Annotated in this window: 27 protein-coding genes; 14 read left to right on the forward strand and 13 right to left on the reverse strand. The window is 67.2% G+C overall.

The window, feature by feature from the left end; all coding sequences use genetic code 11:
• The first annotated feature begins 2 nt into the window (after positions 1–2).
• On the forward strand, positions 3–1,019 hold the full coding sequence (locus DN388_RS24160) for a bile acid:sodium symporter family protein (RefSeq protein ID WP_043860951.1): 1,017 nt from the start codon (positions 3–5) through the stop codon (positions 1,017–1,019).
• On the opposite strand, the gene DN388_RS24165 is transcribed toward DN388_RS24160, so the two are convergent.
• Positions 1,006–2,283, reverse strand: coding sequence for an acetyl-CoA C-acetyltransferase (locus DN388_RS24165; RefSeq protein WP_043860950.1), 1,278 nt, complete (start codon positions 2,281–2,283; stop codon positions 1,006–1,008). The two genes, DN388_RS24160 and DN388_RS24165, sit on opposite strands and share 14 nt — an antisense overlap.
• Positions 2,284–2,407: 124 nt before the next feature.
• Here DN388_RS24165 and DN388_RS24170 point away from each other — a divergent pair, with 124 nt between their 5' ends.
• From DN388_RS24170 to DN388_RS24210, 9 genes are all read left to right on the forward strand, one after another.
• Complete coding sequence (locus tag DN388_RS24170) at positions 2,408–3,760, forward strand: 3-oxoacyl-ACP reductase (protein ID WP_255002527.1); 1,353 nt, start codon at positions 2,408–2,410, stop codon at positions 3,758–3,760.
• 2 nt (positions 3,761–3,762) lie between these two features.
• The gene (locus DN388_RS24175) at positions 3,763–4,635 is read left to right on the forward strand and encodes a MaoC/PaaZ C-terminal domain-containing protein (RefSeq protein WP_255002529.1); all 873 of its coding nucleotides are present in this window, start codon (positions 3,763–3,765) and stop codon (positions 4,633–4,635) included.
• Between the two features lie 40 nt (positions 4,636–4,675).
• Entirely contained in the window at positions 4,676–5,509 is an 834-nt protein-coding gene (locus tag DN388_RS24180; protein ID WP_255002531.1) for an AraC family transcriptional regulator, read from the forward strand.
• Between the two features lie 49 nt (positions 5,510–5,558).
• A complete protein-coding gene (locus DN388_RS24185) occupies positions 5,559–6,149 on the forward strand; it encodes a LysE family translocator (RefSeq protein WP_104572955.1) in 591 nt (196 codons plus the stop codon).
• 122 nt (positions 6,150–6,271) lie between these two features.
• Positions 6,272–6,577: a MazG-like family protein gene (locus DN388_RS24190; RefSeq protein WP_255002534.1), complete on the forward strand. Its 306-nt coding sequence runs from the start codon at positions 6,272–6,274 to the stop codon at positions 6,575–6,577.
• Entirely contained in the window at positions 6,574–7,323 is a 750-nt protein-coding gene (locus DN388_RS24195; RefSeq protein ID WP_255002537.1) for a methyltransferase domain-containing protein, read from the forward strand. Before DN388_RS24190 ends, DN388_RS24195 begins: the two co-directional genes overlap by 4 nt.
• A 30-nt stretch (positions 7,324–7,353) precedes the next feature.
• Positions 7,354–7,983, forward strand: coding sequence for a DUF4136 domain-containing protein (locus DN388_RS24200; RefSeq protein ID WP_058540783.1), 630 nt, complete (start codon positions 7,354–7,356; stop codon positions 7,981–7,983).
• A 19-nt stretch (positions 7,984–8,002) separates the two neighbouring features.
• Positions 8,003–8,572, forward strand: a complete 570-nt coding sequence (locus tag DN388_RS24205; RefSeq protein ID WP_123753268.1) for a DUF4136 domain-containing protein — start codon at positions 8,003–8,005, stop codon at positions 8,570–8,572.
• 105 nt (positions 8,573–8,677) lie between these two features.
• Positions 8,678–10,621, forward strand: a complete 1,944-nt coding sequence (locus tag DN388_RS24210) for a pilus assembly protein TadG-related protein (protein WP_255002541.1) — start codon at positions 8,678–8,680, stop codon at positions 10,619–10,621.
• Here the strand turns inward: DN388_RS24210 and DN388_RS24215 are convergent.
• Complete coding sequence (locus DN388_RS24215) at positions 10,606–13,281, reverse strand: ATP-binding protein (RefSeq protein ID WP_255002542.1); 2,676 nt, start codon at positions 13,279–13,281, stop codon at positions 10,606–10,608. The genes DN388_RS24210 and DN388_RS24215 overlap by 16 nt on opposite strands.
• Positions 13,278–13,721 (reverse strand): TadE/TadG family type IV pilus assembly protein, encoded by a 444-nt coding sequence (locus DN388_RS24220; protein ID WP_043860940.1) that lies wholly within the window; start codon positions 13,719–13,721, stop codon positions 13,278–13,280. Before DN388_RS24220 ends, DN388_RS24215 begins: the two co-directional genes overlap by 4 nt.
• 75 nt (positions 13,722–13,796) lie before the next feature.
• On the opposite strand from DN388_RS24220, the gene DN388_RS24225 reads away from it, so the two are divergent.
• Together DN388_RS24225 and DN388_RS24230 are read left to right on the forward strand one after the other, a co-directional pair.
• On the forward strand, positions 13,797–14,267 hold the full coding sequence (locus tag DN388_RS24225; RefSeq protein WP_043860939.1) for an A24 family peptidase: 471 nt from the start codon (positions 13,797–13,799) through the stop codon (positions 14,265–14,267).
• Positions 14,268–14,401: 134 nt separating this feature from the next.
• Positions 14,402–15,181 (forward strand): response regulator transcription factor, encoded by a 780-nt coding sequence (locus tag DN388_RS24230; RefSeq protein ID WP_255002544.1) that lies wholly within the window; start codon positions 14,402–14,404, stop codon positions 15,179–15,181.
• Between the two features lie 240 nt (positions 15,182–15,421).
• Here DN388_RS24230 and DN388_RS24235 read toward each other — a convergent pair whose 3' ends face one another.
• From DN388_RS24235 to cpaB, 8 genes are read right to left on the reverse strand one after another with little or no spacing between them, the layout of a single operon-like run.
• Complete coding sequence (locus tag DN388_RS24235; RefSeq protein WP_088514179.1) at positions 15,422–15,679, reverse strand: DUF3613 domain-containing protein; 258 nt, start codon at positions 15,677–15,679, stop codon at positions 15,422–15,424.
• On the reverse strand, positions 15,676–16,359 hold the full coding sequence (locus DN388_RS24240; RefSeq protein ID WP_043860936.1) for a tetratricopeptide repeat protein: 684 nt from the start codon (positions 16,357–16,359) through the stop codon (positions 15,676–15,678). Before DN388_RS24240 ends, DN388_RS24235 begins: the two co-directional genes overlap by 4 nt.
• A gap of 14 nt (positions 16,360–16,373) precedes the next feature.
• Positions 16,374–17,258, reverse strand: coding sequence for a type II secretion system F family protein (locus tag DN388_RS24245; RefSeq protein ID WP_078481558.1), 885 nt, complete (start codon positions 17,256–17,258; stop codon positions 16,374–16,376).
• Position 17,259: 1 nt separating this feature from the next.
• Positions 17,260–18,147: a type II secretion system F family protein gene (locus tag DN388_RS24250; protein WP_255002547.1), complete on the reverse strand. Its 888-nt coding sequence runs from the start codon at positions 18,145–18,147 to the stop codon at positions 17,260–17,262.
• Entirely contained in the window at positions 18,144–19,418 is a 1,275-nt protein-coding gene (locus tag DN388_RS24255) for a CpaF family protein (RefSeq protein WP_043860934.1), read from the reverse strand. The genes DN388_RS24250 and DN388_RS24255 overlap by 4 nt, the downstream gene beginning before the upstream one ends.
• Positions 19,419–20,609: a pilus assembly protein gene (locus DN388_RS24260; protein ID WP_255002551.1), complete on the reverse strand. Its 1,191-nt coding sequence runs from the start codon at positions 20,607–20,609 to the stop codon at positions 19,419–19,421. It abuts the gene before it with no gap.
• On the reverse strand, positions 20,606–21,901 hold the full coding sequence (locus DN388_RS24265; protein WP_054916708.1) for a type II and III secretion system protein family protein: 1,296 nt from the start codon (positions 21,899–21,901) through the stop codon (positions 20,606–20,608). The genes DN388_RS24260 and DN388_RS24265 overlap by 4 nt, the downstream gene beginning before the upstream one ends.
• A 21-nt stretch (positions 21,902–21,922) precedes the next feature.
• Positions 21,923–22,864, reverse strand: a complete 942-nt coding sequence (gene cpaB / locus DN388_RS24270; RefSeq protein WP_255002554.1) for a Flp pilus assembly protein CpaB — start codon at positions 22,862–22,864, stop codon at positions 21,923–21,925.
• A gap of 324 nt (positions 22,865–23,188) precedes the next feature.
• Between cpaB and DN388_RS24275 the strand changes: the two genes are divergently transcribed.
• Positions 23,189–23,374, forward strand: coding sequence for a Flp family type IVb pilin (locus DN388_RS24275; RefSeq protein ID WP_043860930.1), 186 nt, complete (start codon positions 23,189–23,191; stop codon positions 23,372–23,374).
• 15 nt (positions 23,375–23,389) lie between these two features.
• Positions 23,390–23,797: a response regulator gene (locus DN388_RS24280; protein ID WP_043860929.1), complete on the forward strand. Its 408-nt coding sequence runs from the start codon at positions 23,390–23,392 to the stop codon at positions 23,795–23,797.
• 92 nt (positions 23,798–23,889) lie between these two features.
• Here the strand turns inward: DN388_RS24280 and DN388_RS24285 are convergent, their stop codons facing one another.
• Positions 23,890–25,563 carry a ShlB/FhaC/HecB family hemolysin secretion/activation protein gene (locus tag DN388_RS24285; RefSeq protein WP_043860928.1) on the reverse strand — a complete coding sequence of 558 codons (1,674 nt, stop codon included), beginning with the start codon at positions 25,561–25,563 and terminating at the stop codon, positions 23,890–23,892.
• A gap of 109 nt (positions 25,564–25,672) precedes the next feature.
• Positions 25,673–26,999: collagen-like triple helix repeat-containing protein (locus DN388_RS24290; RefSeq protein WP_255002558.1), on the reverse strand; the 1,327-nt coding region annotated here is incomplete at its 5' end.

A 26,999-nucleotide genomic window follows, 5' to 3' on the forward strand; every position in this document is an offset into this window, starting at 1 on the left:
CTATGCAAGCTCACCTCAAGCGCGTGGTAACCGACTGGTTTCTGTGCGGCATGTTTCTCGCCACCTTCCTCGCCTGGCTGTTCCCGCACTTCGGTGCCAGCGGCGGCTCGATGCACGCCGAATACGTGATCAACATCGGCGTGTTCGTGGTGTTCTTCCTGCACGGCATCAACCTGTCCAGCGAACAGATCCGCCATGGCCTGAAGAACTGGCGCCTGCACCTGATGGTGCAGGGCTTCACCTTCGTGGTGTTCCCGCTGCTGTGGTGGCTGGGCAACAGCGTGCTGGGCAGCCATGTGCCGGCGCTGCTGATGCTGGGCTTTCTGTACCTGTGCGCCCTGCCCTCGACCATCTCCTCGTCGGTGGCGCTGACCGGCAGCGCCGGCGGCAACGTGCCCGCCGCGATCCTCAACGCCAGCCTCTCCAGCGTGCTGGGCATCTTCCTGACCCCGTGGCTGGTGAGCCTGGTGGTGGGCAACGGCAGCGATGGCATCGACCTGGGCGCCACCCTGCTCGACCTGTGCGCCATGCTCCTGCTGCCGCTGGTGCTGGGGCAGTTGCTGCGCCCGTGGCTGGGCCGCTTCTTTGCCCGCCACAAGCGCTACACCAACGTGATGGACAAGGTGGTGATCCTGCTACTGGTGTACGCGGCGTTCTGCAACTCGATGATCTCGGGGCTGTGGCAGCAGCAGGGTGGCTCGGTACTGCTCACCGCCGTTCTGGGCAGCGCGTTGCTGCTGGCGCTGATCCTGTGGCTGACCACCCGCAGCGCGCGGCTGCTCAGGTTCAGCCCGGCCGACGAGATCGCCGCAGTGTTCTGCGCCAGCAAGAAATCCCTGGCCGCCGGCGCACCGATGGCCGCATTGATCTTCGGCGCCCATCCCGGGCTGGGACTGATTCTGCTGCCGATCATGATCTATCACCCGCTGCAGTTGATCGTGTGCTCGATCATGGCCGAACACTACGCCAACCGCCCGGCGCCCCTGGCCAAGGAGGCACCGCTGGTCAGCGCTCGATGATCGCGGTCACGCCCTGCCCGCCCGCGGCGCAGATCGAAATCAGCCCGCGGCCCTGGCCGGCCTCGTCCAGCAGCTTGGCCAGGTTGGCCAGAATGCGCCCGCCGGTGGCGGCGAACGGGTGCCCTGCTGCCAGCGAACTGCCCTTGACGTTGAGCCTGTCGCGGTCGATGGCACCCAACGGCTCGCTCAGGCCCAGCCGGCTCTGGCAGTAGTCGGCGTCTTCCCAGGCCTTCAGCGTGCACAGCACCTGGGCGGCGAAGGCTTCGTGGATCTCGTAGAAGTCGAAGTCCTGCAGGGTCAGGCCGTTGCGCTCCAGCAGTCGAGGTACCGCATAGGCCGGCGCCATCAGCAGCCCCTCCTGGCCTTTGACGAAATCCACCGCAGCATTCTGACCATCGAGAAAATACGCCTTGATCGGCAGCCCGCGCTCGCGGGCCCACTCTTCGCTGGCCAGCAGTACCACCGAAGCGCCATCGGTCAGTGGCGTGGAGTTGCCCGCCGTCAGCGTGCCCTTGGCGCTGCGCTCGAACACCGGCTTGAGGCTGGCAAGTTTCTCCAGGGTCAGGTCCGGGCGCAGGTTGTGATCGCGGGTCAGGCCCAGAAAGGGCGTGAGCAGGTCGTCCTGCCAGCCTTCGGCAAACGCCCGGGCCAGGTTCTGGTGGCTGCGCAAGGCCAGCTCGTCCTGCTCGGCACGCCCTATCTGCCAGGTCTGCGCCATCAGCTCGCAGTGCTCGCCCATCGACAGCCCGGTACGCGGCTCGCCATTGCGCGGCAGCTCGGGCTTGAGGTGCCAGGGCCTCAGTTGCAGGAACACCTTGAGCTTGTCGCCCGTGGTCTTGGCCCGATTGGCCTGCAGCAGCAACTTGCGCAGCCCCTCGTTGACCGCAATCGGCGCATCGGAGGTGGTGTCCACACCGCCGGCAATGCCGCTGTCGATCTGCCCCAGGGCGATCTTGTTGGCCACCATCAGCGCGGTTTCCAGCCCCGTGGCGCAGGCCTGCTGCAGGTCATAGGCCGGGGTCTGCGGCGACAGCCGCGAGCCCAGCACGCATTCGCGGGTCAGGTTCATGTCGCGCGAGTGCTTGAGCACCGCGCCCGCCGCCACTTCGCCCAGTTGCAGGCCATGCAGGCCGAAACGCTCCACCAGCCCTTCGATTGCCGCAGTCAGCATCGCCTGGTTGCTGGCCGTGGCGTAGGGCCCGTTGGAGCGGGCGAACGGGATTCGATTGCCGCCGATGATCGCGACCCGACGTAAAGCGCGCATGCACAGACTTCCTTATTCCGAGACGGGATAGACCCGCTATAGCGTAGGTGTTTTTTCGCCAGTCGAACGACCGAAGGCGAAACATGGTCCACACTTTGGTGCTTAATTTCCGGGAGACGTTCACATGAGCGACCGCTATATCGACTTCGCCAACTCTTCATTCGGTCGGCGCGTGGCCGGTGCCGTCGGCCTGCCCACCCCCGCCCGCCTGGAGCGCTGGGAAGCCGGCAGGCTGCGCCCGGTCGAAGGCGCCCTGCTGCTCGGCGGCGGGCCGCTGGTGACGAACGTGGCCGCCTTTGCCAGGCGCCTGACCGACGAGGTCTACAGCTATGCCGATGAAAGCCTCGAACTGCCGGCCTGGGTCGCGGGCCTGGGGCCCAAGCTCAAGGCCGTGGTGTTCGACGCCAGCCACCTGACCGACAGCGACCAGCTCAAGCAACTGCGCGAGTTCTTCCAGCCGCTGCTGCGCAGCCTGGCTGCCAGTGCGCACATCGTGATCCTGGGGCGCGCGCCCGAATCGCTGGACGACCCGCTGGCCAGCGTGGCGCAGCGGGCCCTGGAAGGTTTCAGCCGTTCGCTGGCCAAGGAACTGCGCAACGGCGCCACCCTGCAACTGCTGTATGTGGACCCGGCCGCGCAGGAACAGCTCGAAGGCGCGCTGCGCTTCTTCCTCTCGCCCAAGAGCGCCTTCATCAGCGGCCAGGTGCTGCGCCTGACCGCCTGCGCCACCCAGGTACAGGACTGGTCGCGCCCGCTGGCTGGGCGCAAGGCGCTGGTCACCGGTGCGGCCCGCGGCATCGGCGCCGCCATCGCCGAAACCCTGGCCCGTGACGGCGCCGAGGTGGTGCTGCTCGACGTGCCCCAGGCCAAGGCCGACCTCGACGCCCTGGCCGCGCGCCTGGGTGGGCGCAGCGTGGCGCTGGACATCTGCGCCAGCGATGCATCGGCGCACCTGCTCGAAGCGCTCCCCGAGGGCATCGACATCGTCGTGCACAACGCCGGCATCACCCGCGACAAGACCCTGGCCAACATGACCCCCGAACACTGGGACGCCGTGCTCGCGGTCAACCTCAAGGCCCCCCAGGTGCTGACCCAGGCGCTGCTCGACGGCGGCGCGCTGCACGACAACGCACGCATCGTGCTGCTGGCCTCGATCAGCGGTATCGCCGGCAACCGCGGGCAGGCCAACTATGCCGCCAGCAAGGCCGGCCTGATCGGCCTGGCCCAGGCCTGGGCGCCGCTGCTGGCCAAGCGGGGTGCCAGCATCAATGCCGTGGCCCCCGGCTTCATCGAAACACGCATGACGGCGGCAATCCCCTTCGCCCTGCGCGAAGCCGGGCGACGCATGAGTTCCCTGGGCCAGGGCGGCCTGCCGCAGGACGTTGCCGAAGCCGTGGCCTGGCTGGGACAGCCCGGCAGTGGCGCGGTCAACGGCCAGGTGCTGCGCGTATGCGGCCAGGCCGTGATGGGGGCATGAGCATGGACCGACACTGGCACGATCTGCACCGCACGCAAGGGCTGAGCGGGCTGTACCTGAAGGCTGCGCGCAAGCGCAGCATCACCGGCGACAGCCTGCCCGCCAGCGGCCTGCACTGCGCCATCGGCGTGAATCCACAGCGCCTGCAGGCCTACCGCAAGCTCTGCCACTTCGGCGACGACAGCCACCTGCCGCCGACCTTCCCCCATGTGATGGCGTTCGCCCTGCAATTGCAACTGCTGACCGCCGACGACTTCCCGTTCCCGCTGCTGGGCCTGGTGCACCTGAACAACCGCATCCGCGTGGTGCGCCCGCTGGGTGGCATCGGCACGCTGCGCTTCAGCGTGTTCGTCGACAACCTGCAGCCCCACGCCAAGGGCGCGACCTTCGACCTGATGACCGAAGCCGAAGACAGCCTGGGGCTGCTCTGGCACGAGCGCAGCCGCATGCTGTGTCGCGGCGTCAAGCTCGAAGGCGAGCCACCCGCCGTCGACACCCCTGAACCGCTGCCTCTGGGCGAGCTGACCCGCTGGTATGCCGACAGCGACATCGGCCGGCGCTACGCCAAGGTCTGCGGCGACTACAACCCCATCCACCTGAGTGCGCTCAGCGCTCGCCTGTTCGGGTTTCCCCAGGCCATCGCCCATGGCATGTGGAGCAAGGCCATGGCGCTGGCCGCGCTGCGCGGGCACCTGCCGCTCAGCGGCTACGAGGTGGACGTGGCCTTTCACAAGCCTGTGCGCCTGCCCAGCGAAGTGGTGCTGGAGGGCAGCGCAGTCGCACCCGACGGCCAGTTCCGCCTGGTGGGCCACGGCGACCTGGTGCACATGGCCGGCAGTTGGTACACGCTGCACGAATCTTCTAGACCTGCCTGACGGACCGGGCGATAACGGTTTTCTTTGCCGGTAGCACACGATGAACAGCAACTGGATAGACCTGCGCCAGGAGCCCGATACCGGCATCGAGACCCTGCGCGCGCATTTTCGCGGGCATGCCTATGATCCGCATTGGCACGACAGCTACCTGGTGGGCGTGACCGAACAGGGCGTCCAGCAGTTCACCTGTCGCCGCGCCCGCCACCAGAGCACACCGGGCAAGGTGTTTCTGCTCGAGCCCGGCGAGTTGCACGACGGCGATGCGCTCAGCCCCGAGGGCTTCACCTACCGCATGCTCTACCTGGACCCGCAATGGCTGGAGCGCGAGCTGCGCGGCTTTACCGAGCATGCCCCGCCCGCCAGCCAACCCGGTTTTGCCCACACCCTGGCCAGCGACCCGCGCCTGGCAGCGGCCACCGCTTGCGCCTTCCAGTCGCTGCACGAACCGGAGCTGCGCATGGTGCGCCAGGCGGCACTGGACCAGTTGCTGGAGCACCTGAGCGGGCATCTGCAATGGCGCCGCCGGCTCGACCCCGACCCGCGCCTGCCGCTGGTGGCGCAGCGGGCACGCGACTACCTGCATGCACACCTGCACCACGACATCGGCCTCGAGCAACTGGCCGCAGCGTGCAACATCGACCGCTTTCGTCTGAGCCGCGCCTTCAAGGCCGCGTTCGGCCTGGCGCCCCACGCCTACCTGGTGCAACTGCGCCTGGCCCATGCACGCCGGCTGCTGGCGGCAGGGTCGAGCCCGGCACAGGTGGCGCCAGCGCTGGGCTTTGCCGACCAGAGCCACCTGGGGCGCTGGTTCCTGCGCGCCTATGGCATGACCCCGGCACAGTACCGCAGGCGCTGCACAAAGCTTCCAGACTGACGCGCGCCAACACGCGAGCATGCAAGCCCCTCTACCAAGGAGCCTGCCCATGCTGGCCTTCATGCTGTTTGCCTTCGTTGCGTCCATCACCCCCGGGCCGACCAATTTCCTGGTACTGAGCAACAGCGCCAGCCATGGCCTGCGCGCTGCATTGCCAATCATCCTGGGGGCCGGTGCAGGGGCCGCGCTGATCGTCTGGCTGGTGGGCAGTGGCATGGGCGAGGCACTGTTCCGGGCCCCGGCAGTGCAGCCGCTGCTCAACGGGCTGGGCGTGGCCTGGCTGACCTGGCTGGCCTGGAAGATCTTTCGCAGCCCAGTGCAGGTGCAGCAATCGGGCGCGACGTCGGCCAGGCTCGGCCTGTGGGGCGCGGCGGCGTTGCAGGTGATCAACCCCAAGACGTGGATGATGGCGCTGGCGGTGGCCAGCGTGTTCATCGATGCCGCAGCCAGCGACCGCCTGCTGCAGGTGACGCACCTGAGCCTGGTGTTCTTCGTGATCGCGCTGCCCTGCCTGGGTGGCTGGGCCTTGCTCGGCAGCGGGGCGCGGCGCCTGAGCGGTTCGCCGGTGGTGCTGCGCCGGGTCAACCAGGGGCTGGCGCTGCTGTTGCTGGTGTCGGCCTGGGCCAGCCTCTGGCAGTGAGGCCCCATGCACCTGACACAGGGCTTGCAGGAGCCGGCGTTGCCGGCGAACAGGCCAGCACAATCCCCTGAAAAACCCGCCGACCCGCGCTAAGCTACGCCGCACGAGGAGAGCCCCCACCCATGAACCTGCAAGAACTCACCACCCGCCTGCACACCATCCGCGACAACAACGACTGGCGCGGCTTCCACAGCCCCAAGAACCTGGCCATGGCCGCCAGCGTGGAAATGGCCGAGCTGGTGGAGATCTTCCAGTGGCTCAGCGAGGACCAGTCGCGCCAGCTGTCCCCCGAGCAGCTCGAACACGCCGGCCAGGAAGTCGGCGACGTGGTGCTCTACCTGTTGCTGCTGTGCAGCGAACTGGGCCTGGACATGGACAAGGTGGTGCGCAGCAAGCTGGCCGACAGCGAACGGCGCTTCGCCCGATGAAAGACCGCCACTTCGACGCACTGGCGACCCGCTTCGCCGAAAAGATCTACGGCGGCGCCAAGGGCGCCATCCGCCTCGCGGTGCTCCAGGCCGACCTCGCCGAAGCACTGCCCGACCGCCCCCTGCGCGTGCTCGACATCGGCGCGGGCCTGGGCCACATGGCCCTGTGGCTGGCCGAACGTGGCCACCAGGTGACCCTGGCCGAACCCGCCGCGCCTATGCTCGAGGGCGCCCGCGAACGCTTCGCCGCCGCCGGCCAGCCAGCCACTTTCATCCAGGCGCCCTGGCAGGAACTGCTTGGCCAGCTCACCGAACCCTACGACCTGGTGCTGTGCCACGCCGTGCTCGAATGGCTGGCCGAACCCGAGACCATCCTGCCGGTGCTGCACCAGCTCACCCGCACCGACGGCCTGCTGTCGCTGGCCTTCTACAACCGCGACGCACTGGTGTACCGCAACCTGCTCAAGGGCCATTTCCGCAAACTGCGCAGGGCCAGCCTGGCCGGTGAAAAGCAGAGCCTGACCCCGCAAAAACCACTTGATCCGCGCGAACTCCGGGCGCACCTTGAAGGTCTGTGGGATATACACAGCGAGAGCGGTGTACGGGTGTTCCACGACTACATGCCCGTCGAGTTCCAGGCCAAGGCAGAACTGCTCGACCTGCTCGAAATGGAACTGGCGCACCGCCGCCACCCGGCCTTTGCCGGCCTGGGCCGCTACCTGCACTGGATGTGCCACCCACGCTGAGTACCGAGCCGTGTCTGCCGGGAGACTGCCATGCCGTACCGTTTGATCCTGGGCCTGCTGTGCCTGGCCCTGGCCGCCTGCCAGGGCAGCAACCCGTATGTGGCCAGCTCCCGACCGCTGCCGCCGGCCCCGCCCCAGGCGGCCACCACCTTCGACGCCAGCGCCTACCCGGCACCAGCCCGTGACTATGGCCGTTACCGCAGCTGGTCATGGCGCAACGGCCAGCTCCCGGCCGGCAGCGCCTCCAGCGACCCGGCCGAGCTTGCCGACGCAGTCAGCGCCGCCCTCGACCAGCGCGGCCTGCGGCCTGCGCGCAACACCCGCAGCGACCTGCTGGTCAGTGCCGACCTGCGCATGGAACGGCGCCTGCGCCAGGTGCGCGACGATTACTACCCCTATGACAACTACGGCTACGGGGGCATCGGCTACAACCGCTACGGCGGCTATCGCAACGGCTATGGTGTGTATGGCAGCGTGCCGATCATACGCACCTACCAGGTCGACGTGATGGTGGTGCGCCTGGACCTGTTCGATGCCGGCAGCGGCCAGCCGGTCTGGAGCGCCAGCGCAGAAACCACCAGCCAGGGCTCACCGAGCGAGCGCGCCCGCGCCCTGCGCGATGCCGTGCACAAGGCCCTGGATGGCTACCCCCCAAGCTGAAGGCAACCGGAGAATCATCATGCTGCGCCGTCTCGCTCTACTCCCCCTGTTCGCTCTGCTGGCGCTGCTCGGCGCCTGCCAGAGCAACAACGTCACCCAGGACTTCGATGCCAGCCGCGACTTTGCGGCCTACCGCAGCTGGAGCTGGCAGGAGCCGGCCCTGCAATATCGCCCGGACGACCCGCGAATCAAGAGCGACCTCACCGAGCAGCGCATCCGTCAGGCCGTCAGCGAACAGCTCGACCAGCGTGGCCTGCGCCCGGCCCAGGGCAACGCCAGGGGTGACCTCAAGGTGCAGACCTACCTGATCGTCGAAAACCGCCAGCAGCAGATCACCACCAACTACGGCGGTGCCTGGGGCGGTTACTGGGGTGGCTACTGGGGCGGCCCGGCCTACAACGAGACCCGCAGCGTCGACTACAAGGTCGCCACCATCCAGGTCGACCTGTTCGACAGCCGCGACGGCAAGCTGGTATGGCGCGGCAGCGCCGAGCAGATCATGAACAACTACCCGCCCGGCCCCACCGAGCGCAACACCGCGATCCAGAATACCGTGGCCAAGGTACTGGCCAACTACCCGCCCCACTGAGCCGGCGATGGCCGGTCGCCACCTCAAGGCGACTGGCCATTATCTTGACTACACTTCTTTGACGCATGCGTTCGCGCACGGCCTGGTGCCGGCAAAGGAGTGCTCGTGGCTACCCGATTCCCAACCCGGCAGCGTGGCGCGATCGGCCTGATGGCCGCCCTGACACTGGCCCTGGCGCTGGTGTTCGCCCTGTTGGTGATCGATAGCGGGCGGCTCTATCTGGAACAGCGTTCGCTGCAGCGGGTGGTCGACATGGCCGCCCTCGAAGCGGCTGGGCAAAGTGCGGTGTGCACCGGCAGCGGCCCGCAGGCGGCGACCGTGGCCCAGGCCAGCGCCGCACGCAACGGCTTCGCGCCCGGCGCCAAGCATACCCTGGCCACCACCTGCGGCACCTTGCAGACCGGTGCCGGCAGCCGGCGCACCTATACCGTCAACCCGAGCAAGAGCGAAGCGGTCCGGGTCAGTGCCAGCAGCGCCGTGGCCACCAGCATTGCCGCCGGTGTACAGGCCCTGCTGAGCGGCGACGCCGTGCCGGCCACCACCACCCTGCACGCCAGTGCGGTGGCCTCGCTGCCCAAGCCACCGCAGGCGATGCTGCGTCTGCAAACCACGCTGGCCGTGGTCGACTCGCGAAAATCCGCTCTGCTCAATGCACTGCTCGACCCGCTGGGCGGCAAGGCGACCCTCGATGCCGTCGGTTGGCAAGGCATCGCCAACGTCGACATCAACCTGCTTGCCTACATCGACCAGTTGGCCGTGAATGTTGGCGTCGGCGTCGGCCACTACGACGAGCTCCTGGCCAAGAACCTCAAGGCCACGGACCTGATCAAGGCAGCCATCTACGTGGCACAACGAGGTGGCGCCACGACCAAAGTCATCGCCGATCTGGGCAAGGTGCTGGCCGCCGCCAATATCGAAACCGACCTCCAGCTGGGTAGCATCCTCGATATTCAGAGCGGCACAGTCGCCTCAGGGCTGGATGCCAGCGTGCAACTGCTCCAATTGCTGCAGGCCGTGATCCTGCTGGCCAACAAGCAAAGTGCAGCGGTGGTTGATCTGCCCCTGAGCGTACTTGGCCTACTCACCGGCTCGATCAAACTGAAGGTCGTCGAGCCGCCGCAGTTCTCTGCAGTCGGCAACCCGGTCAAGGCCAAGGCCGCGCCACTGGGCAGCGACCAGATCATGGTCAAGACTGCGCAGATACGCGCCATGGTGTCGATCAACATGGGGCTGCTGAGCGGCATCGGTGGCCTGGTTGGCGCCATTTCCACGATTGCCTCGCCCCTGACCTCTGCAGTCAGCAACCTGCTGGGGCTCAACCTCAAGGGCACCATCACCGCACTGCTGTGCGTAGTGGGGCCATGCGAGGCAGGCGACATCGTGCCCTTCGGCTCACCCACCATCGACATCAGCCTGGAGGTCGCGCAGGCACGCAGCTACGTGACCGACTACAGCTGCGGGGCCAGCAAGAGCCTGACTGCACGCACCGACAGCGCCGCACTCGACCTCAAGCTGGGCAAGATCGTGCCGGCCAGCAACTTCAACAGCAGCCCAACCGTGTATCCCCTGCCACTGATCGATATCGGCACACGCACCTGCAGCCTGCTGCTGATATGTGGTCCGCACAAGGAATTCACCGGGGGTGGCGTCGGCATAAAGATCGACACTGCGCTGCTCAAGAGCAGTAACGTCGACCTTCTGTTCAGCGCAGTCAACAGCACCACACCGCCCGATATCGGCAAACCGCCCGCGTACAACACGAGCCAGGCGACCAACATCCTGCAGAGCCTCACCACGACGGTCGACGGCATCGAGCTGCAGGTCTACCGCCCCCAGAACGGCAACCTGCTGGGCAGCCTGTTGGTAGTCGCCGACGAACTGCTGACAAGCGTGAGAAAGCTGCTGGATCCGGTCATCGAAAACCTGCTCAGCCCCCTGCTGGACCCGATCCTCAACAGCCTGCTCAAGGGTCTGGGCATCGACCTCAACCATGTCGAGGTCGGTGCCAATCTCACCTGCGGCAGCAACCGCGCTCAGCTGATGCTCTGAACCGGCAGCTCGATCACGAAACACGCACCCTCGGCGCCATTGTGTGCGCTGAGCAACCCGCCCATGCCCTCGATGATTCCGCCACTCACCGACAGGCCCAGCCCGGTACCCACGCCGCTGGGCTTGGTGGTGAAGAACGGCTCGAAAATCCGCTCCAGCAGCCGCGGGTCAATGCCGCCGGCATTGTCGCGCACCTGCAGGCGCACCCCACCCGCCACCGGCTCGGCCTCCACCGTGATCCAGGGGCGCAACTGCGGGTCGGCCTCACGCCGGCCCAGCAAGGCGTCGCGGGCATTCACCACCAGGTTGATCAGCACCTGCTCCAGCTGATCGGCATGGCCGCGCACATGGCAGCCGCTCAGCGCCGGGCCCAGGTTCAGCGCCACACCCTTGCCGGCCAGGCCGTCGGCCAGCAACGACACGGCACCCTCAACCGCTTGCCAGGGCTCGAACAGTTGCTGTTCGACCTCCGAACGCCGCCCGAACACGCGCATGTGGTCCACCACCTTCGAGGCCCGCAGCACCTGCGCATCGATGCGCCTGAGCTTGTCCTGCAGGTATTCCACCTGCACGTCGCCGTTCTCCAGGCGCTTGAGCGCGTTGACCACCGCCATGCGCATCACGTTCAACGGCTGATTGATCTCGTGGGCGAGGCCGGTGGCCATTTCGCCCAGGGTGGCCATCTTCGCGCTCTGCAACAGCTGCTGCTGGCTGCGCCGCAGCGCCGTGTTGTCGCGCCCCACCGCCTGTACCTCCAGCAGACGGCCCTGCTCATCGAACAGGCCGCGGTCGGACCACACCCACCAGGCATGTTCGCGCCCCGGCAGCTCCAGGCAGATTTCGGCACTGCTCACCGGCTGCTGCGGGGTCAGGCCGGCCAGGCGCTGCACGAACGCCTCGCGCTGGGCCGGCGACATCCACTGCCCCAGGTCGCTCCCAGGCAACTGGTCAGGTAGGCACTCCAGGTAGTCGGCCAGCGGGCGGTTGCCGAACAACACAGTCAGGTCGGGCCGGTAGCGGCAGATCATCGCCGGCGAGTCCTCCACCAGCACCCGGTAACGTTCCTCGCTCTCGCGCACCCGCTGGGCGGCCAGGGTCGCCTCGGTCACGTCGAGCCAGATACCCACGGCTTCCACCGGCAGGCCCAGGTCGTCACGCAGCAGGCGCGCTTCATCCAGCACCCAGTGGTAGATGCCCTGCGCATCGCGCAGGCGGTAGCGGCTGCGCACCTGGCCCTGGCGCAGCAGGTCGCGGGTACGTTGCAGCCACAGCGCCTGGTCGTCGGGGTGTACCCAGTGCGCCGGTTGCAGGTCGGCAGCGGGCGTCCAGCCAAGCAGCGGCTGCAGGCTGGCACTGAAGAATTCGGCCTGCAGCGCGCCGGCGTCATAGCGCTGGATATAGATCACTGCCGGCGAGCTGGCGATCAGGTTGTCCAGCCGTGCGTGCGCGGCACTGGCCTGCTGCTCCTGGGCCTTGATATCGCTGATGTCGAGCATGAAACCCTGCAGACGTCGCTGCTGCCCCTGCCCGTGCACATCGCCACAGATGCGGTACCAGCGCAGCGACGCGGCCTGCAGGCGCACGCACAGTTGCAGGCTGCAGCCCTCGCGCTGCAGCGCCTCGAACGCCAGTTGCGCCGCCTCCCGGTCGGCCGGGTGCAGCAGCGCCCACCAGGCCGGCAGCGCCAGTTGCGCACTCACGCCGAAACTGGCCGCCAGCCCCGGTGCCAGGTGCAGGTAGGGCTCGTGCAGCGACCACTCCCACCAGCCCGCACCGAGCAACCCCTGTACATTGTTCAGGCGCTGCTGGCTGGCCTGCAGCCGGTCGCCCGCCAGGCGCGCCAGCAGCGGCTCGGCCATGGCATCGAGCAGCAGGGGGGCCGCCTCGGGCCGGGCCTGCCCGCCCTCGTCCGCGCACAGCAGCCAGGCCTGGGCCTGATGCTGCTGCGCATGGCCCACCACATACAGTGCGTGAGTCGGGCAGAGCACCTGCAAGGCCGGAAACTCGGCGCTGCACAGCACGCGCCCCGACGGCAGGCGGTCGAGTACCGCGCTCAGGCGTGCATCGTCGGCCCAGGGCACGCTCGATGCATCCCGCGCGAAGGTCTGCCAGCCGCCGGGGGTGCGCAGCAGCAGCGCCGCCCAGCCCATGCGCCAGTGCCAGGCCAGGCGCTGCAACTGCTCGGCGGCCACCTGGGGCAGGCGCTCCAGGCTGCAATCGCGCAGTGCTGCGCCCACCTGGCGGGCCAGTTGCTGCTGGCGCCGGGCATCCTGGCCCTGCTGACGCTGCTGCAGCAGATCGCCCACATCGAACAACTGCAACAGCCAGTCCTCGCCCTGGGCCAGCAACCAGCCGCGGGTGTGCAGGGTGCTGCCATTGGCGGTTCTGAAGTCCAGGTCCAGCGGTTGTGCCTGCCAGTCGGCGGGCTCGCCCTCGAGCACCAGCAGGCTGTGCGCCTGCACGTAGTCCTGCACCCGCGCAGCAGCCTGCGCGGGCAGCGCCAGGGCACTGCGCAGCGGGCCGCCCAGGCGCAGCACGCGGCCCTTGTCATCGAGCCACAGCTGCAGGCCCACCGCCGCCGGTACCGGGGCCTGCGGTGCGGCCACCGCGGCGGCCGGGCGCCCGCGCCAGCGATCGAACAGGCCGTGGCCACCGCTCAAAGCTGAAGGCTCGCGGTGGCGCCAAGGGTTGCCGGCAGGCGTGGCACCTCGCCCACCACCGGCAGGTCGAGCACCGGCAGCACCGTCGTGAGCCGGGCCTTGGCGTAGTTGATGCGCACGGTCAGCAGGTTGGTGTTGCTCAGGGTCACGACCGCGTCGGTGCCGGGCTGGAACTTCAGCGTTCCCGGCATCCACGCCAACTGCTGGGCCAGTACCTCGCGGGCCAGTGCCGGCACATCGGTGCGGTAGGTGGCGCTGGTCGGGTCCAGCGCCATGCAGCGACGCACCGCCTCGCTGCTGGCCTGGTGGAACGACTGCAGCATCAGCAGTGGCAGGGCGTAGCTGACCACCCCGTAGAACACCGCGAAGAACACCACGAACACGGCGGCGAATTCGATCGCCGCCGCACCTTTTTGCCGTCTTGCAAGGCCTGCTTTCATGATCGCGTCTACCCTGACAATGACACCCGCAATCAAGCATAGAATCAATCACGACCAAGGGATGGCATTTCGCCTATGCAAAGCATCGTCCTGCTGCTGTGGCTCGCATTGTGTGCCGAACAGGATGCCCGAGAAAGGCAGATCAACAACACCTTGACCCTTGGCGCCGCAGCCTGCGCCCTGGCCTATCTCTTCATCACCGGGCACACCTGGATCGGCGCCGATGCCAGCGAGGGTGGCTGGGCGCTGCTGATCGTGATGCTGCTGACCCTGCCCGGCTACATGCTCGGGCGCCTGGGCGCCGCCGATGTGAAACTGCTGGGTGCGCTGGCGCTTGCCACTGATCGGATGTACCTACTGGGCACCTTCATCGGTGCCGGGGTGGCGGTGGTGATCTGGTTGCTCAGCCGCCGCTGGCTGTGGTCCCTTCTGAGTCAGAAGGTTAAGCAACGCTTCAGGCAGGTGATCGAAGAAGCGTCAAAAAAACAGCCCTTCGCCCCCTTCGTGCTGGCCGGCTTTTTATTGGCTGCGGTATGGATCCATTGATCGAACAACCCGTCTAACCTGCTGTACATACGTTGTACATAGCCGCCAACTGCGTCTATTTTTCTAGTCACTGCCCCTCGATACCACAAGCGTCATGGCCGTACCAGGAAGGGCACGTCAGCAGGGAGTTGCGTGTGAACAAGCCAGTGAGTCCATTCAAGGTGTTGATCGTCGACGACCAGCAGTTGATCGTCGAAGAGCTGTGTGAATTCATCGAGGGCAGCGGGTACCGGTGCGTACCGTGCCACAGCAGCCAGCAGGCCATCGAGCGGTTTACCGAAGACCCGGCAATCGGCCTGGTGCTGTGCGACCTGCACATGCCCGAGCGTGACGGCATCGAGCTGGTCAAGGCGCTCAAGGCCATTGCCGGCAAGCAGCGGATCTTCGAGGCGATCATGCTCACCGGGCGGGCCGAGAAGCAGGATGTGATCAAGGCGCTGCGCGAAGGGTTCGCCGACTACTACCAGAAGCCGGTGGACCTCCCCGAATTGCTCGAAGGGCTCAAGCGCCAGGAGACCGCGTTGCTGGAGCGCCAGAAGAACTTCCAGCACCTGGGCCACCTCAACCAGAAGCTGCAGTACCTGGCCGAATCCATCGACGACCTCTACCAGGACCTGGGCAAGGCCCGCGAGCAGGTGGTGGGCACGGGCCTGGGTGGCGAGGATGCAACGGCAGCCGAGAGCATGCCGGCGATCTTCGACCAGCTGTCACCGCGCCAGCTGGACGTCGCGCGGCTGGTGGGCAAGGGCCAGACCAACTATCAGATCGCCTGCGAGCTGGGCATTACCGAGAACACGGTGAAGCTGTATGTGTCGCAGGTGCTGCGCCTGACCCACATGCACAACCGCACCCAGCTGGCCCTGGCGCTGGCGCCCAACCCCTCGGCGCTGCGTCAGCGCATCACGGCGCATTGATCGAATTCTTGTGGGAGCGGAGTCACCCGCTCCCACGGGTTTTCGCTCTGTGCAAGGACTGCTTCTGGCCAAAGGCCGTGGGAGCTGGCTTGCCAGCGAATCGAGCGCGAAGCGGTCGCTAAGCTCGAGTGCACGGTATATCAGGCAGACCGGGGCGCAGGCCTGGCTGCCGCTGTGCGCCAGATCGCGGATGAATCCGCTCAGATATAGGGCTGCTCCCACCGCTGGTGCAATGCGCTCTCACTTGTCGCTATTGCTGGTCTTCTCCCACCGGAAGAAATCCGGAATCACGTATTTGTAGGTATCCAGCCAGCGTTGCATGCTCTGGTCGCGCTCCTTGGGCGTGGCGCTCTGCGGGGTCTTGGAGGCCTGCGCGCCGCTGGCCTGCACCTGCAACCACGCCTCGGTGGCCGACTGTGCCCTGGACGAAGGCCCGGGCTCGATCGCCTGGGCCAGGCCCGGCAGCACTACCAGCATCACCAGTATCCGACTGTTCATGACGACCTCTGCACGGCAGCCACACTGCCAGGTTTGAGTTGTTGGGCGCGCGCCTGCGCTTCGTTGAATTGCGCCGCACTCAGGCCCAGCCGGCTCACCAGGTCGGCCGCCTGCTGCCACTTGTCCTGGTACAGCAGCAAGGTCACCAGGTTGACCGCCGCCAGACGGTCGCTGTCCTTGAGTTCGATTGCGGTCAGAAACTCGAAGCGCGCCTGCTCCAGCTTGCCCTGGTTCAGGTACACCACCCCCAGGTCGTTGCGGATCTTCTCGTCGGTGGGGGCCAGTTGCATGGCCCGTTGCAGATGCTGCAGCGCCTGCGCGTTGTCGCCGCGGGCCGCCGCCATCTGCCCCAGCCCATGCTCACCCTCGGCCGCCAGGCACCCGCCAAGCAGGCTGCGGTACAGCGGCTCGGCCTCGCTGCGTCCAAGCAGGCGCAGCACCTTGGCCTTGCGCACCCGCACCTGGGCCAGATCGGCCGGCAGCGCCTCCAGGTGCGCAAGGCTGGCATGCGGGCGCCCGTCGGCAAGCATCTCGTCGGCCATGTTCAGCGACAGCTCCTGGCTCGAATCGGGCTTGGCACAACTGGCCGTCGAGCCCGGCATGGCCAGCCACGGCGCCGAGCCATCCGTGGCGCAACCACCGAGCAACAACAACCCCAGCGCCGCGATGCATGCCTTCATTGCGTCCACTCCTCTCAAGCCCCGAATGCCCTGGCCAGGGCGGTGAAGCCCGGGCCGGCGAGTACGATCAGCAACGCCGGGAACAGAAACAGCATCATCACTGCCGACATCTTTCCCGACATCTTCGAAATCCGTTCCTGCAAGGTGGTCAGGCGCCGGTCATCGAGCAGTTGCTTGAGTGCCAGCAGCGACTTCATCGCCCCGCCCCCCTGGGTCAGCAACTGGCGCAGGATGATGCAGGTGTCGCTGAACGCCTCCACCCCCAGCAACTGCGCGCTCTTCTCCAGCTCCGGCGCCAGCGCCAACCCCGAATCGACCCGCGCCAGCAACAGCCGCAACTCCTCGCTCAACACCGGCAGCAGGCGCTGCCCCTCCAGGCTCAGCAGGCGCAGGCTCTGCTCCACCGCCAGGCCCGACTCGAACATGATGCGCAGCAGCGGTATGAAGGTCGACACCTCCTGCGCCACCTGGCGCTGACGGCGTGCCGCCAGCAGCGCCAGCAACCGCTTGGGCAGCAGGTAGCCCAACCCCAGCCCCATCAGCGGGAACAACCAGGGCGAACGGCTCTCGCGAAAGAACACCTCCTGCACCAGCACCGCCGCCCCCATCAGGCATAGCGGCAAGCCCACTTGGCAGGCCGCGAACAGCGAGCGCTGGCGCGAACGCCGCCAACCCACCCGGTCGAGCAACTGGCGGGTCTCGCCGTCCAGGTTCAGCGAACGTTGCCCCAGCCGGCTGTCGCCCATGCGCTGCAACCAGCCGCGCAGTGCCGGCTCGTCCGGCGCACGCCCCTGCAGGCGTTGCTCCACCAGGCGCTGGCTGCGCCGCTGACGCAGCCACTGTCCCAGCAGCAGGGCGAACGCGCCAAACAACAACACCGCACTGAGCAACAAGGCCATCTCAGATACTCCGCAACATGCGCCACAGCGCCAGACACCCCAGCGCCTGCAGCACGAAGGCACTGAACAGCAGGCGCTGGCCGACACTGTCATGCCACATGGTCAGCAGGTAATTGGGGTTGCTGAACATGAAGTAGCCGGCCACGCTGACCGGCAGCACCGCCAACACCACGGCGGTGATGCGGGTTTCACCGGTCATCGCGCGCAGCTGCCGCGCGCCCTGCTCGCGCTCGCGAATCACCTTGATCAGGTTCTCCAGCAACTCGCTGGCATTGCCGCCATAGCGGTGGTTGATGCGCAGGCCCAGGGCGAACAGGCGCAGCTCTTCGCGCGCATACAGTTCGGCCAGATCCGACATCGCATCGTCCAGGCTCACCCCCAACTGCACGTTGCGCTTGACTCGCTGCATGGCCCCCAGCAACGGCTCGCGCGAGGCATCGATGGCCCCCAGCACCGCATCGCTCAGCGTGCGCCCGGCCTTCAGGCTGCGCACGCAATGGTCGAGCAGCACCGGCAACTGTTCGATAAGGCGGCGTACCCGGTGCTGGTAGCGCCAGGCCAGGAACAGGCGCAACAGCAACGGCCCCGCCAGCAGCACCAGCAGCAGGCCAGGCCAGCCGCCGTACAGCCCGGCGCACACGGCCAGCAGCAGCCAGCCTGCCACCCACGCCATCAGCCGATCATTGCGGCGGTCGAAACCTGCACGCAACAGCATCAGCTCGAGCCAGTCGGGGCCACGTGGCCCGCTGTTGTCGGCGGCCTGCTGGCGCTGGCCCAGGCGCTGCAGAATGCGCTCGTTGCCCGAGCGGTGCAGGCTGATATAGAACAGGCGCATCGAGATGCCGAACATGACCAGGCTCACCAGCCACAACCACACCGCGCCGCTCACGGCCCGGGCTCCGCATCGTTGAGGTCACGGCGCAGCTTGTCGCTGGCCGGGTTGACCGCCTCGCGCAGGAAGGTGTCGCCGCCGCGCCGGTCGAGGCGAAACAGCGTGTTGGTGACATACACGTCGTCGCGCACCCCCACCACCTCCAGCACCTCGCTCACGCAGCGACGGCCATCGGGCAGGCGAGCCAGCTGGATCACCACGTCGAGCGCGGCGCAGATCATCTGGCGCAAGGTCTTCTCGGCCACCTGGCGACCGGTCAGGCCCACCAGGGTCTCCAGGCGCAGCAGCGCGTCCTGCGCGTTGTTGGCGTGCACCGTGCTCATCGAACCGTCGTGGCCGGTGTTCATCGCGGTCAGTACATCGAGCACCTCGACCCCGCGGATCTCGCCCAGGATGATGCGGTCCGGACGCATGCGCAGGGCGTTGCGAATGAGCTCGCTGGCCTTGATCTCGCCATGCCCCTCGGCATTGGGCGGGCGGGTTTCCAGGCGTACCACGTGCGGGTGATCCAGCTGCAGCTCGGCCACGTCCTCGATGGTCACCAGGCGTTCACGGGGGCTGATCAACTGGCTGAGGATGTTCAGCAAGGTGGTCTTGCCGGTGCCGGTGCCGCCGCTGACCAGGATGTTGCAGCGCTTGCCCACGGCTCGTTGCAGAAAGTCGAGGATCGCCTGGTCGATGGCGCGGGTGGCCAGCAGGTCGGCGCTCTTGAGCATGTCCTTGCGAAACTTGCGGATCGACAGGCACGGCCCGTCCAGCGCCACCGGCGGGATGATCGCATTCACCCGGCTGCCGTCGGGCATGCGCGCATCGACCATCGGCGACGACTCGTCCAGGCGCCGCCCCAACGGCGCGAGGATGCGCTGCATCACACGCTCCACGTGATGCGCGTCGATAAAGCGCAGGTCGGTCTGCTGCAGCACGCCCGCGCGCTCGATGAACACCCGGTGCGGGCCGTTGACCAGGATCTCGGTGACGCCCGCATCGCGCAGCAGTACCTCAAGCGGGCCGAAGCCGGTGAGCTCGTCGACGATCTCCTCGGCCAGGCGCTCCATCTCGTAGCGCGACACGGCCAGGTGCTGACGCGCGATGTAGTCGCCCACCTGCTCCACCACGAACTGCGCCAGCGCCGGGCGGGCGCCCTCCAGCAGGTTGAGGCCGGTATCCTCGATGGCATCGATGATGTGCCGGTGCAAGGCCCGCTTGAGCCCCTGCGGGTCGCTGCCCGGGTTTTGCCGCGGGCCGCCGAACAGCTCGTCGCCGCTCATCTACTTGTGCCCCCACAGTCGCTTCATCCAGTTGCCCGCCTTCGGTTGCAGGCTTTCCGAACGTCGTGCCAGCCGCTCGCCCAAGGCCTTGAGCGCCTGGGTCAAGGACTCGCGCGGGGCCACCTCGAACAGCGACAACCCCTGGTTCTTGGCGTTCAGGCGCACCTCGGGGCTGTAGGGCAGCACCACCAGCACCGGCAGGCCATAGCGCTTGCCCAGCGCGTCGGAGTCGGGCGCCACGCTGCGCAGGTAGCGGTCCACCAGCAGGCTCGCGTGTTCCAGTTTCATGCCCTTTTCGCGCCACAGGGTCAGCACCTCCAGGTTGCGCCGGCAGTCCAGCACGTTCTGGTCGGTGTACCAGATCAGCTTGTCGCAATGGCTGACGAAGGTGCGCAAGGGCTCGCTGTCGGGCTGCCCGGCCAGGTTCACCACGATGTGCTGGAAGTGCTGGCGCAGCGCGCTGAGCAGCATGTACAGCTCGGCCGCGCTGGTGCGCTCCAGTGCCTCGTCGCTGTCGGTATAGGCCAGCAGGCGCAGGCCCGAGGGTTCGCGGGCGAACGCGCTGTCGATCAGGGTGGCATCCAGGCGGCGCAGGTGGCGCAGCGCATCACCGAAATGAAACGAGGCCTCCAGCCCCAGCAGCGCCAGGCTGTCGCCACGGGGCAGGCCCAGGTCCAGCAACAGGGTCTGCTGACCACTGCCCTGCACAACCCGCGCCAGGTGACTGGTGAGCAGGGCGCCGTCGCTGGCGCACTGGGTGCCGTACAGCACCGTCAGGCCGCCCAGGTGCGGGTTGCTGGTCACCGGTGGCAGGCGCTTGCTCAGGCGGCGCACCAACCCGGCCACTTCGCTTGAGCGCGAGCCGTAGGCGACGAAGTCCCGCGCACCGGCGCGCATCGCATTGAGCACCAGCTGGTTGTCCATGCCATCGCCCAGGGCAACGATTGCCAGCATCGGCTTGGCCTCCAGCACCCCTTCGATCAGCGCGCACTGGCTCACCACCTGCTCGCGGTCCAGGCCCACGAACACCAGGTTGGCGAAGGTCACATCCACCAGTGCGAGCAGTTCGTCGAGGCTGCCGCTGCCGGCCCCCACCACCTGGCCCAGCGGCGCCAGGGCGGTTTTCAGCCACTGCAGGTCACCGTCGTCACGGGTGATCGCAAGGAAGGTCTGGCTCAGGCTCTGGCTCATTGGCTCAATCCACTGCGCTGTTCGAAATTGCCGTTCTCGAGAAAGAACAGACGCCCCCAGCTCGGGTCGTAGGTGCGCAGGCGCTCGCCGGGCAACTCGGGCAACTTGGCATTGGCCGCCAGCGGCTGCACCAGGCGCGGGGTCACGATCATCAGCAGTTCGGTCTCCTCACGGCTGATCGACGACTGGCGAAAGAACGCGCCCAGGATCGGCACGTCGCCCAGGCCCGGAAACTTGTCCACCGCCGAGCGCGCACTGCTGCTGATCAGGCCGCTGATGATGAAGCTCTCGCCATCGGCCAGCGACACGCTGGTGTCGGTGCGCCGCACCGTCAGGCCCGGCACGGTGACGCCGGCGATGCGCACTGCGTTGTTGTAGTCCAGCTCGCTGACCTCCGGCGCCACCTTGAGGGTGATGCGGTCGCGGCTGACCACCGTGGGTGACAACGCCAGGCGAATGCCGAACTCCTTGTACTCGATGGTCACCGTGTCGCTGCCGGTGCTGGGCACCGGAATGGGGATTTCGCCGCCGGCCAGAAAGCTCGCGGTCAGGCCGCTGAGTACCACCAGGCTGGGGCGCGCCAGGGTGTAGGCGAAGCCGCTGCTCTCCAGCGCATCGATGGCCGCCAGGAAGCGGCTGCTGCCGCCGCCCCACACGATATTGAACACATCGTTGTTCAGCGGGATGCTCGGGCGCACCTTGACCAGCCCGCCAACGCCGCCACCATCGGGGCTGGTCACCGCACCCGGCACGTAGCCCGGCGACACCGTGGTGTTGGGCACGCTGCCCGGCGAACCGAACAGCGAGTTGTTGGAGCCCTTGAAGAACAGCCGCGTACCGGCCTCCTTGAGCTTGGTGCGGCTGACCTCGACAAAGCGGATATCGGCCTGCACCTGGCTCGGCAGCAAGGGGTCGAGGCTGGGCGGCAAGGCGCTGTCGGCCATCTCGGCAGTGGCCCGGCCCTTGATGAACAGCATGCTCTGGCGCGGCACGCTGGCGCATGCGGTCCACAGCATCAGGCTGGTGGCACCGGGGCCCACGGCGCTGACCACCACGCCGCGCTCGCCACTGGCCTGCACATCGGCGATGTTGGGGTCGCCAACCGCCGCCCGGGTGATCGGCACCGGCAGGCGGATCTCCTGCTGCAGGCCCTGGTCCAGCTCGATGCTGGCCGGCACCGGGCTCAGCCCGGCACAACCCGACGGCGCCGCCAGGGCATGGGCAGCCGGCCCCCCCAGCAACAACAGGGTCAGGATGGAACGCTTGAACATCAGCTCGGAACGACTGCTCATCAACGGGCATCCTTGCTTCGATCAGGGGGTGGGCGTTGAAGCCTGGGGGCCTCGAATGATCTGCATCTGGTGCCTGGGCACCTGGCCTGCAACCGGGGTTGCGGCCGGGGTCATGGCCAGTTGACTGAAGCGAAAGAGGTCGCGGTTGGCGTTGTCCAGTTGCGGTGCAGCGGCCTGCGGGTCGGCCCAGTAGCTGGCCAGGCGTTTCTCTTCGGCGCTGCGTACCGCCAGGCGCAGGCTGCCTGCCTGGGCGGCCAGCAACAGGCGGCTGGCCAGGGCTTCAGGTACCGCCAGCACCACGGTGCGCGCCATGGCGCGACGCTGTTCCTGGGCCGCCTTGGCATCGGTGTCGGCCTCCGGCGGGCGGCCATCGTTGGCCAGCCCCAGTTGCTCGCCCACGCTGAGCAGGCGCAAGGCTGGCACGGCCACCTGGGCCGAGGCCTGCGGGTTGAGGTTGTCTTCGCGCAGGTACAGCAGCACATCCACGTAGTCGCCGGGGCGCAGTTGTCCGGCGGCGCCGACCACTTCGTCCACCGCCACCGCCAGGGCGCGCTCGCCGGGGTGGATCATGCGCGCCAGCGGCCCACCGGCCTCGAAACTGCTCTCCTCCAGCCAGGTACCTGCAGGCAGGGCCCGCCAGCTGGTGCGGCCCAGCACCTGCTCGGGGCGCTGGAAGCTGCCGGCCGGGGCCACCAGCAGGCGCTCGACACTCAGATCCTCGGCTGTCAGCACGGTGTAGGCGGGTACGTCGCGGCGCAGCACCAGCACGGGCTTGCGCAATGCGTCGGTGCCAGCCTCCGTGGCCTGGTCCACCGGCTGAGCCGGGCCGGCCGGCCCTGGCGCCCCCGCTTGCGGGGGCTCCGGTGCCTCGGATGCACGGCTGAGCACCAGCCCCCAGTAACCTGCCAGCACGGCACCGATCAGGAACAGCACGGCAAAGATCATGGTGATGCGACTGCTCATGTCGGCGCTCCCTCTGCCTGAACATCCCTTCGGCCGCGCGGTGTGCGAACTGGCCCGCAAACATGAAGTTGCAAGTAACTATTTCGCTATTTGACGGTAGCGCAGCTAGGACAAAACGCCATTACCCGTCAGTTTTTTTTCGGTCCGAAACCCGACACCCCCTGAAAACAACAGCTTATTGGCGCCAGCGTTGACACCCTTACTTTGGTATTAATGCCTTCTTACATTTGCCGGTTTCGAACCGCTTGACGATGCTGTGATGGCAAAGGGGAATCACCGTTTCCGGGCCCCATTACCCGCGCCTGTGGCGCAAGGAGAAGTACCATGGTCCTTTCCCGCATCCTCAAGCACTGCAAGCTGTTCTTCCATCGCAAGGACGGCGCGTCCGGTATCGAATATGCCATCGTGGCCGCCATGGTGGCCGTGGTGATCATCGGGGTCTCGACCGATGTGGGGGGCGGGGTGAAAAAGGTCTTCGACGACATCGTCGCCGCCCTGCCCTCAGCCTGATGACAGGAACTGAACATGCCGGCTTCCCACTCACGTCAACAGCTGCTGCTGGTGGATGACGAAGAAGACGCACTGCTGGAGCTGGCCGAGCTGCTGGAGGGCGAGGGCTTCTGTTGTCACACGGCAACCTCGGTCAAGCTCGCCCTGCAGCAGTTGACGCGACATCCCGACATTGCCCTGGTGATCACCGACCTGAACATGCCGGAAGAGAGCGGCATCTCGCTGATCAGGCGCCTGCGCGAGCACACGGCGCGTCAGCACCTGCCGGTGATCGTCACCTCGGGGCATGCCGACATGGATGCGGTCAGCGATCTGCTGCGCCTGCAGGTACTCGACCTGTTCCGCAAGCCGATCTACCACCTGCGCCTGCTGGAAACCCTGGACAACCTGTTCCCCAAGCCCCGCCTGCAACTGGTTCAGTAACGCCTGGCCGCCACGCGGCCATCGCGGGTCAAGCCCGCTCCCACAGGTAGTGCGCGTACCTTGTGGGAGCGGGCTTGACCCGCGATCGGTCGTCACAGCTGGTAACTGAAACTCAACGTGTACCGTGGCCGCCGATTGAAGCTGTCCAGCGCGATATCCGACATCGGCTTGGCCGCCTCCAGCGAGATGTTGTAGTAGCGCGCATCGCCAAAGCGCAGCCCCAGCGCCGCCGACGACAATCGTGAATCACGCACCGCCAGCTCGTTGAACCAGGTACGCGCGGCGTCCACCACCACGTACGGCTGCAGTACCTTGAGCCAGCTGCCATCGCGCTTGAAACTGTAGTTGACCTCGTATGCCGCACCCCAGCCCTTGTCGCCGGAAGCCTGATCGCTGGGGTAGCCGCGGCCGAAGTTCTGCCCGCCGAACACCGCGCGCTCGCTGTCGGGCAGGCTGTCGTCGGTCCAGTACAGCGCCGCCGATGCCACCCCCTGCCAGTTCTGCAAGAACCGGTCACTCTGCACCCCCGACAGGCGCAGGCGCAAAAAGTCCAGGTCGTAGTCGCTGTCGGTCTTGGCACCGAAGTGATCGAGGCCCTGGTACACACCGGCACTGAGGATGCGCAGCTGCTGCGCGTCCGACTTGCTCCAGTCTGCCTCGAAGGCAAAAGCGCGCACATCGGTGCGGGTACTGACCTTCAATGGCAGGCCGACCACCCGGTAGTCGGTGCTGTCGTTCACCGCATAGAAGCGCGCTGCCACGTTCAGCCATTCGTTGCTCGAGGCGATCAGCGCCTGGCTCAGGCCAATGGAGTAACGGTCGTTCTCGCGGTGCTGCTTGAGGTCTATGCCGTTCTCCAGGCGCACCCGCGCCGCCGGGTTGCTGCGGTAGGTCGAGGCCGAAAGATTGAGCTGGGTGCCTTCGGCGTCCACGTACTGCGAGTAGTCGAGACGGTAGTAGCGTTCGTCATCCTGCCCCGGCGGGAACAGCGCGCTGAAGCTCAACTGCTCGGCCACCGCGGTCTGGGCGTTGCTGTTCAGGCCGAGCAGCGCCTGGGTGTCGTCGCGGCTGCCGTCGGTGAGGCTCAAGGTACTGGTGAACGGCTTGCGCGAGGCCTGCGCGATCAGCCGCGTGGCGCCGTCGGTGGTGCCCGGCGGCGGCACCTGGGCCTGCAAGGTCAGGCCCGGCACCCGGCTCATCAGCGCGGTGTAGCGTTCGAAGGTCTTGCGGGTGAGCGGGCGCTCGGCCTTGAGCTTGCCCACCAGCTTGTCGAGGTAGGCCGACACCGGCCCCACATCGCCCTGCAGTTCGTAATCACGTATGTAGCCTTCCACCAGCACCACGCGCAGACGGCCTTCGGCGAAGTCCTGCGGCGGCAGGTAGGCATACGACAACAGGTAGCCATCCTGCTGGTAGCGCTGGGTGAGGCGGCGGGTGGCCTCGATCAGCTCGCCCAGGGTCACCTCGCGGTCGAGCAGGCCCTGGTAGTTGTCGCGCAGTTCGCTGAGCGGGTAGATGGTGCCGCCTTCGATGCGCACCCGCTGCACGCGCACCCGCGTGCCCATCAGCAGCGGCTGTGGCTGCTGGCCGGCATCCGGTGCGGGCAGGTTCAGTTGGGGAGTGACGGGGCGAAAGGCATCGGCGGGCAGGTTGGGCGCTGGCAGCTTGCGCTCGGTCTCGTTGCTGTTGAGGAAGCTCGGCAGGGGCTCGGCATGCAGCGAAGCCACCCAGGACAGACCCAATAACGCGACGAACATCGATCGCATAGGACACTCCATGATCCTGAAAAATACGAGGGAACCAAAGACGGTTCCCTCGTCAGCCTCAAGCGTAGGTGTTGCCCGTAAAATCGTCTAATCGATGATGGCCATTTAGTTACTTGTTACCCCCGAGGCCGCCTTTCAGGCCCGTGGTCAGGCCATTGAGCAGACCGCCCACGCCGCCGCCCCCTTGCCCGTTGCCGTTGACCAGGGTACCGACCTGGCCCACGGTGCCGCCCACGGCATTGACCGTCGCCCCCAACTGGGTGGTGACCGGGTTGTTGCCGGCCGCGGCAATCTGATTGCCCACCCCGCTGACTGCGCTGCCCACCTGGGTGACCAGGCCGTTGACCGGCGCACCGATGCCGGTTGCCGCGCCTACCTGCTGGGTAACGCTGGTCACACCGCTCACCACCGGGGTGAGGCCAGCGCCCACGCTGTTGCCCAACGCAGCGGTGGGCACCCCGGCCGGCACGCTGGCCACGCCATTGCCGCCCAGTACCGGCCCCAGCGAGGCCACGGTCTGGCCCATCTTGTTGACCGTGCTGCCTGCGGCGTCGAGCAGGCCGTTGCTGCTGCCGGCGCCGAGCCCGCTGCCCAGGCCCGCCACGGCGCCACCGGCGGTTTCCAGCAGCCCCGCACCGGGGGCGCTGCCACCGCTGCCGGTGCCGGTGTTGACCAGGCCACCGCTGGTGCCGACCGCCGTGCCGACATGGCTTACCAGCCCGCCGACGGCGGTGGTCAGCGGGTTGCCGTTGCCGGCACTGGCGACCTTGTCGCCCACCCCGTCGACTGCGCTGCCAACCTTGTTCAACAGGCCGCTGACCGGTGCACCCACCCCGGTGGCATCACCCACCTTGCCGGTGGCGCCTTCCACCAGCGACACCACCTTGACCACCTGGTTGCTCAATTGCTGGTTCAGGTTGCCCAGCTTGCCGGTGGTGCTCTGGGTGCTGAGGGTATCGCCAAGCATCACCACCACGTCGCCGACCTTGTCCACCACACCGTTGACCACGGGTATCTGTTCGATCAACTGGCTGCTGGCCACCGACTTGACCCCGCCGCCGATATCCGACACCCCGTTGCCCACGCCCTTGACCGTCTCGCCCAGGGCATTGCCGCCAGTGCCAAGCGTACCCAGGCCCTTGCCCAGGCCATCGCCGATGCTGGTGACGGCGTTGCCGGTGGCCGTCACCAGGTCGCCGGCACCGGTGCTGCCCACTACCGGTACGCCGCTGACGGCGTTGCCCACGCCGGACACGCCCGTGCCCACGCCCGACACGCCGCTGCCAACCTGGGCCACCACCTGGCCGACGACCGTGGTCGAGGTCGTGCCACCACCGTTGTTGCCGCCACCACCATTGTTGCCACCGCCGCCATTGTTACCGCCACCGCCGTTGTTGCCACCGCCGCCATCCGTACCGCCACCGCCGGTGCCACCA

This window comes from Pseudomonas sp. S12(2018), from assembly GCF_024355235.1.
In the GTDB taxonomy this organism is placed as follows: Bacteria; Pseudomonadota; Gammaproteobacteria; order Pseudomonadales; family Pseudomonadaceae; genus Aquipseudomonas; species Aquipseudomonas palmensis.

Bases quoted from the DNA above. Each gene is read 5' to 3' on its own strand.
- DN388_RS24260 (WP_255002551.1), bottom strand. From the start codon at position 20,609: ATGAGCCAGAGCCTGAGCCAGACCTTCCTTGCGATCACCCGTGACGAC.
- DN388_RS24255 (WP_043860934.1), bottom strand. From the start codon at position 19,418: ATGAGCGGCGACGAGCTGTTCGGCGGCCCGCGGCAAAACCCGGGCAGC.
- DN388_RS24235 (WP_088514179.1), bottom strand. From the start codon at position 15,679: ATGAACAGTCGGATACTGGTGATGCTGGTAGTGCTGCCGGGCCTGGCC.
- DN388_RS24180 (WP_255002531.1), top strand. From the start codon at position 4,676: ATGAACAGCAACTGGATAGACCTGCGCCAGGAGCCCGATACCGGCATC.
- DN388_RS24205 (WP_123753268.1), top strand. From the start codon at position 8,003: ATGCTGCGCCGTCTCGCTCTACTCCCCCTGTTCGCTCTGCTGGCGCTG.
- DN388_RS24275 (WP_043860930.1), top strand. From the start codon at position 23,189: ATGGTCCTTTCCCGCATCCTCAAGCACTGCAAGCTGTTCTTCCATCGC.
- DN388_RS24175 (WP_255002529.1), top strand. From the start codon at position 3,763: ATGGACCGACACTGGCACGATCTGCACCGCACGCAAGGGCTGAGCGGG.
- DN388_RS24225 (WP_043860939.1), top strand. From the start codon at position 13,797: ATGCAAAGCATCGTCCTGCTGCTGTGGCTCGCATTGTGTGCCGAACAG.
- DN388_RS24240 (WP_043860936.1), bottom strand. From the start codon at position 16,359: ATGAAGGCATGCATCGCGGCGCTGGGGTTGTTGTTGCTCGGTGGTTGC.
- DN388_RS24245 (WP_078481558.1), bottom strand. From the start codon at position 17,258: ATGGCCTTGTTGCTCAGTGCGGTGTTGTTGTTTGGCGCGTTCGCCCTG.
- DN388_RS24190 (WP_255002534.1), top strand. From the start codon at position 6,272: ATGAACCTGCAAGAACTCACCACCCGCCTGCACACCATCCGCGACAAC.
- DN388_RS24170 (WP_255002527.1), top strand. From the start codon at position 2,408: ATGAGCGACCGCTATATCGACTTCGCCAACTCTTCATTCGGTCGGCGC.
- DN388_RS24185 (WP_104572955.1), top strand. From the start codon at position 5,559: ATGCTGGCCTTCATGCTGTTTGCCTTCGTTGCGTCCATCACCCCCGGG.
- DN388_RS24195 (WP_255002537.1), top strand. From the start codon at position 6,574: ATGAAAGACCGCCACTTCGACGCACTGGCGACCCGCTTCGCCGAAAAG.
- DN388_RS24160 (WP_043860951.1), top strand. From the start codon at position 3: ATGCAAGCTCACCTCAAGCGCGTGGTAACCGACTGGTTTCTGTGCGGC.
- DN388_RS24200 (WP_058540783.1), top strand. From the start codon at position 7,354: ATGCCGTACCGTTTGATCCTGGGCCTGCTGTGCCTGGCCCTGGCCGCC.
- DN388_RS24220 (WP_043860940.1), bottom strand. From the start codon at position 13,721: ATGAAAGCAGGCCTTGCAAGACGGCAAAAAGGTGCGGCGGCGATCGAA.
- DN388_RS24265 (WP_054916708.1), bottom strand. From the start codon at position 21,901: ATGAGCAGTCGTTCCGAGCTGATGTTCAAGCGTTCCATCCTGACCCTG.
- DN388_RS24165 (WP_043860950.1), bottom strand. From the start codon at position 2,283: ATGCGCGCTTTACGTCGGGTCGCGATCATCGGCGGCAATCGAATCCCG.
- DN388_RS24285 (WP_043860928.1), bottom strand. From the start codon at position 25,563: ATGCGATCGATGTTCGTCGCGTTATTGGGTCTGTCCTGGGTGGCTTCG.
- DN388_RS24280 (WP_043860929.1), top strand. From the start codon at position 23,390: ATGCCGGCTTCCCACTCACGTCAACAGCTGCTGCTGGTGGATGACGAA.
- cpaB (WP_255002554.1), bottom strand. From the start codon at position 22,864: ATGAGCAGTCGCATCACCATGATCTTTGCCGTGCTGTTCCTGATCGGT.